Source organism: Carnobacterium sp. (assembly GCF_032094055.1).
GTDB lineage: Bacteria > Bacillota > Bacilli > Lactobacillales > Carnobacteriaceae > Carnobacterium_A.
Window position 1 is genome coordinate 20,465 of record NZ_DAMDAK010000031.1, and the last position, 4,282, is coordinate 24,746.

Genomic DNA, 4,282 nt, shown 5'->3' on the forward strand with positions numbered 1-4,282 from the left:
GTTGAAGGCTTTCTTTAGTCAGTGGCAAATACAAGCGATGGTTATCCCTGGTATTTTGTTTATGTTTGTTTTTACGTATATTCCAATTTATGGATTAACTATAGCCTTTAAAAGCTATACAGTAATCGATACTTTACAAGATGCCCCATGGGTGGGGTTAGAAAATTTTAAAATTATTTTGAGTGATAAATACTTTATGCAATCTGTTATCAATACTTTGGGAATCAGTTTATTAAAATTGGCTGTTGGATTTTTTATTCCAATTATCTTAGCGATCATGATATTCGAAGTTCAATCAGGACCATTAAAAAAAATAGTGCAAACGATTTCATATTTGCCGCATTTCCTTTCGTGGATTATTTTAGGGGGAATGCTGATCAGCTGGATGTCAACGACAGGTTTAATGAATCAGATTTTATCCTTAGTGGGTTTATCGCAAGGAGCCAATCACTTACTAGATGCCGATAAATACTGGTTGATCGCAGTTTTTTCAGATATTTGGAAAGAAGCAGGTTGGGGAACCATTCTTTATCTAGCTACAATGGCTAAAATTGATCCAACTTATTATGAAGCTGCTCGAATTGATGGGGCTAATAAATTTAGCCAAGTAAAAAATATTACTTTGCCTATGCTGGTTCCCATCATTTCTTTAAATTTGATTTTAAATATCAGTGGATTATTAGGATCTAATTTAGACCAAACGCTAGTCTTGATGAATTCTCAGAACCAAGCTAAATCAGAAGTGATTAACTCGTATGTTTATCGTATGGGGCTTGTTCAAGGAGATTTTTCTTATGCAACAGCCGTTGGATTAGGGATATCTATCATATCCATTATTTTACTGGGTATTACGAATATGGCAACTAAAAAAATGAATGACGGTCAATCTGTTATTTTCTAGAAAGGAGCGAATAGAATGAAAAAAAGTCAAACCGGCGTAAAAGTAAAAGAAGGTCGTGTATTTAATGTTATTAATATGACACTGTTGATTGTGTTTTCATTAGTTATCGTGATTCCAATTTGGAACGTCGTTGTTTCATCATTCAGCTCTGGACAAGCTTTAGCAGAAGGGAAATTTTCGCTTTGGCCATCTGAATTTACTTTAGAAAATTATCAAGCTGTTTTTAGAGATCAGACGATTTGGCGGGCATTCTTTGTTTCTATTGCTAAAACGGTTATTGGGGCCGGAACGCACGTTTTATTTTGTGCAATGGTTGCCTATGGTTTAAGCAAACGAAGATTAGTCGGTCGAAAGTTTTATACAACTGTTGGAGTCATCACTTTATATTTTGGCGGCGGCATGATTCCTGTATACTTACTTATCCGTTCATTAGGTTTGCTAAATAGTTTCTGGGTCTATATTATTCCTAGTTTATTAAGTTATTATGATGTCATCATTTTAATGAATTTCTTCCGAGATGTTCCTGCTTCATTAGAAGAATCCGCTAAAATAGATGGAGCAAGTGATTGGAAGATTTTTACAAAAATTTTTCTGCCTCTTTCAAAACCAGCTTTAGCCACTATTACTCTATTTAATGGAGTTGCTCAATGGAATGATTTTATGACTACTAAAATGTACATCACAGATAAAGCTTTGTATCCGTTACAAATGAAAATTTATGAAATAATAGTGGAATCACAAATGTCAGGAATGGAAAATATTGTGACCGATGCTGTAGTCAAAACGACGACAAGAGGCGTTCAACTTTCAACTATTGTTATTACAACTATTCCAATTCTTTGTATTTATCCATTACTTCAAAAATATTTTGTGTCAGGAATGATGGTAGGAGCAGTTAAAGAATAAAAAAAAAGGAGAATAAGAATGAACATAAAAAAGAAAAAAATATTTGGTGCTTCGTTATTGGCTTTATCGCTATTAACTTTGGGAGCTTGCGGAAATGATAAGAAAGAAGCAACTGAAGATTTTTCAATCAAAGATCGTTATGAATTGGATCCCTCAACACCCGCTTGGAAACTGGATACAAAAGAAGATAATAAATTAACGTGGTATATTAATGCAGATTGGTTGCAACTTGAGTTTGGCGAAGATATGACCACTGCCAAAATTAAAGAAGATTTAAACTTAGATGTAGATATCGTTACAGGTGATGACACTAAGTTAAATACCATGTTTGCTGGCGGAGATATGCCGGATATCATTACGTTAACTGATTCTACTTCATCTACAGCAAAAAAAGCTGATACTTGGGCGTATCCATTAACAGACCTAGCAGAAAAATATGATCCTTATTTTAACAAGGTAGCTAAAGAACAAACCATGAATTGGTTCCAATTAGAAGATGGAAAAACTTATGGTTATCCTAATTTCTCAAATACAACTGAAGATTATAAAGATGGCATTATGCCGGTTAATACGAATTTTATTATTCGTAGTGATGTTTATGAAGAATTGGGCAAACCATCTATCGCAACACCTGAAGAATTTCGTGATGTTATGCAACAAATTAATGATAAATACCCAGAGCTAGAACCATTTGGCTTTAATCCAGTAGGCAATGATATTGGTTCTTTGGGAGATGTTCTCCAAGACTTTATCGGAGTACCGCTAGAAGATGAAAATGGAGAATTTTATAACCGCAATTTAGATAAAGATTACTTAACATGGGTTAGAACAATTAATCAAGTTTATCGTGACGGCAATATCAGCGATGATAGTTTTTCAGATGATGGTCCAACTTTTGATGAAAAAATTAAATCGGGTAAATATGCTACATTATTTGTTAATGGTGTAAGTGGATTCGGAGGGCATCTTCAAACCTTTATGAACAGTAATCCAGGCGTTGAATATATTGCCATTGATGGTCCTCAAAGTACAGAAGGAAATGAAATCAAATTAAATCAAACAGGATTATCAGGCTGGATGGTCAACTATATTACAAAAGATTCAACTGATCCAGCTAAGGCTATTCAATTATTCACATACTTATTATCAGACGAAGGACAAATTTTAACTAAGTATGGTATTGAAGGCGAAACGTTTGAATACAATGAAGATGGGTTAATTGAAATGCTCCCTGAAATCACAAAATTAAAAGAAGAAAAACCAGAAGAATACAGTAAAAAATACCGTCTTAGTGAGATTTTATTCTTTAATCATGATAGAGCGAATACATTAAAAGTACCAGATGAAAAAGGTCCGTTAACTCAACTTCAAGAATGGGGTAAAGGAAAACTCTATCCTCATTATGTAATTGAGAATGTAAACCCAGACCAAGGAACGGCTGAAGCACGGAGTTATGATGCCATTAAAACAAATTGGCATACTTCATTGATCAGTATGATCCGTTCTAAGAGTGAGAAAGATTTTGATACTAATTTAGCAGCCTATGAAAAATTCTTGGATGATAATAATTGGGATGATATTGTTAAAATTCAAAATGAGAAGATGGCTACAAATAAAGAAAAATTAAAACTATCAGAAGAATAAGAATGAGACGCAAAAAAAGGGGAAACCCTTTTTTTGTGTCACTTCTAAAAGGAGAGAATCGAAATGCTAGGTTTATTTGATATTGATGGCCCATTATTTACTCTATTAAACCGCATTGCGAGTATGTTTATTTTAAATATATTATTTTTGATCAGTTGCCTTCCTATTTTTACTATTGGTGCAGCGATTACTGCCTTAACAAGGGTCAGTATAAACTCGATAACAGATGCACATCTATCCGTTACAAAAGAATATATTAAATTGTTTAAGGAGAATTTTAAAGACAGCACCGCTTTATTTTTTATTGATGTTCTAATTGTGTCGGTTTTTGTTTTGGCTTTCTATTATCTTGGCGGCATTCATTTGTTCTTAAAAGTTCTACTTTTATTAATAGGTGGAACAATGTTATTGTACTTATTGTACCCTTTAGTTCTACAAGGGGTTTTTAAAAACAGTTTAAAAAACACAATGAAAAATTCACTATTTTTTACGTTAAAATATGTAGCTGAATCTATCCTGATCTTTATAGAAGGTTTAGTCATTTTAATTGTGTTGCCATTGTTTATGCCGAAGAGTATTTTACTAGTTGGTTGCTTTGGTTTCGCTACAGTGGCTTATTTACAAGCTTTTACCTATAAAAAAATATTTTCTAACTTTATCGAATAGTGTTTATGGTTTGAGTGTAAGGATAAAAATTTAAGAAAGGAGGGGAAATAGTGGTAGGAATTAAAGATATCGCTAAAGCAGCCAATGTTTCGATTTCTACAGTCTCATATGCGTTGAATGATAGCCCAAAAGTAACAGCCGCTACACGTGAACGCATTCTAGCAA

General features: G+C 33.4%; 5 protein-coding genes. All 5 read left to right on the top strand.

What is annotated here, in order from left to right; translation table 11 throughout:
- The first annotated feature begins 1 nt into the window (after window position 1).
- Complete coding sequence (locus tag RT405_RS06505) at window positions 2-901, top strand: ABC transporter permease subunit (RefSeq protein WP_313468550.1); 900 nt, start codon at window positions 2-4, stop codon at window positions 899-901.
- Window positions 902-916: 15 nt separating this feature from the next.
- Window positions 917-1,807: a carbohydrate ABC transporter permease gene (locus tag RT405_RS06510; protein WP_396163389.1), complete on the top strand. Its 891-nt coding sequence runs from the start codon at window positions 917-919 to the stop codon at window positions 1,805-1,807.
- Between the two features lie 18 nt (window positions 1,808-1,825).
- Window positions 1,826-3,451 carry an extracellular solute-binding protein gene (locus RT405_RS06515; protein ID WP_313468552.1) on the top strand — a complete coding sequence of 542 codons (1,626 nt, stop codon included), beginning with the start codon at window positions 1,826-1,828 and terminating at the stop codon, window positions 3,449-3,451.
- A 63-nt stretch (window positions 3,452-3,514) separates the two neighbouring features.
- Window positions 3,515-4,117: a YesL family protein gene (locus tag RT405_RS06520; RefSeq protein ID WP_313468554.1), complete on the top strand. Its 603-nt coding sequence runs from the start codon at window positions 3,515-3,517 to the stop codon at window positions 4,115-4,117.
- Window positions 4,118-4,167: 50 nt separating this feature from the next.
- The coding region (locus RT405_RS06525; RefSeq protein ID WP_313468561.1) for a LacI family DNA-binding transcriptional regulator at window positions 4,168-4,282 on the top strand (115 nt) is incomplete at its 3' end.

What these genes read in the sequence shown, in the direction of transcription:
- RT405_RS06510 (WP_396163389.1), top strand. Translation starts at nt 917, where the DNA reads ATGAAAAAAAGTCAAACCGGCGTAAAAGTAAAAGAAGGTCGTGTATTT.
- RT405_RS06515 (WP_313468552.1), top strand. Translation starts at nt 1,826, where the DNA reads ATGAACATAAAAAAGAAAAAAATATTTGGTGCTTCGTTATTGGCTTTA.
- RT405_RS06520 (WP_313468554.1), top strand. Translation starts at nt 3,515, where the DNA reads ATGCTAGGTTTATTTGATATTGATGGCCCATTATTTACTCTATTAAAC.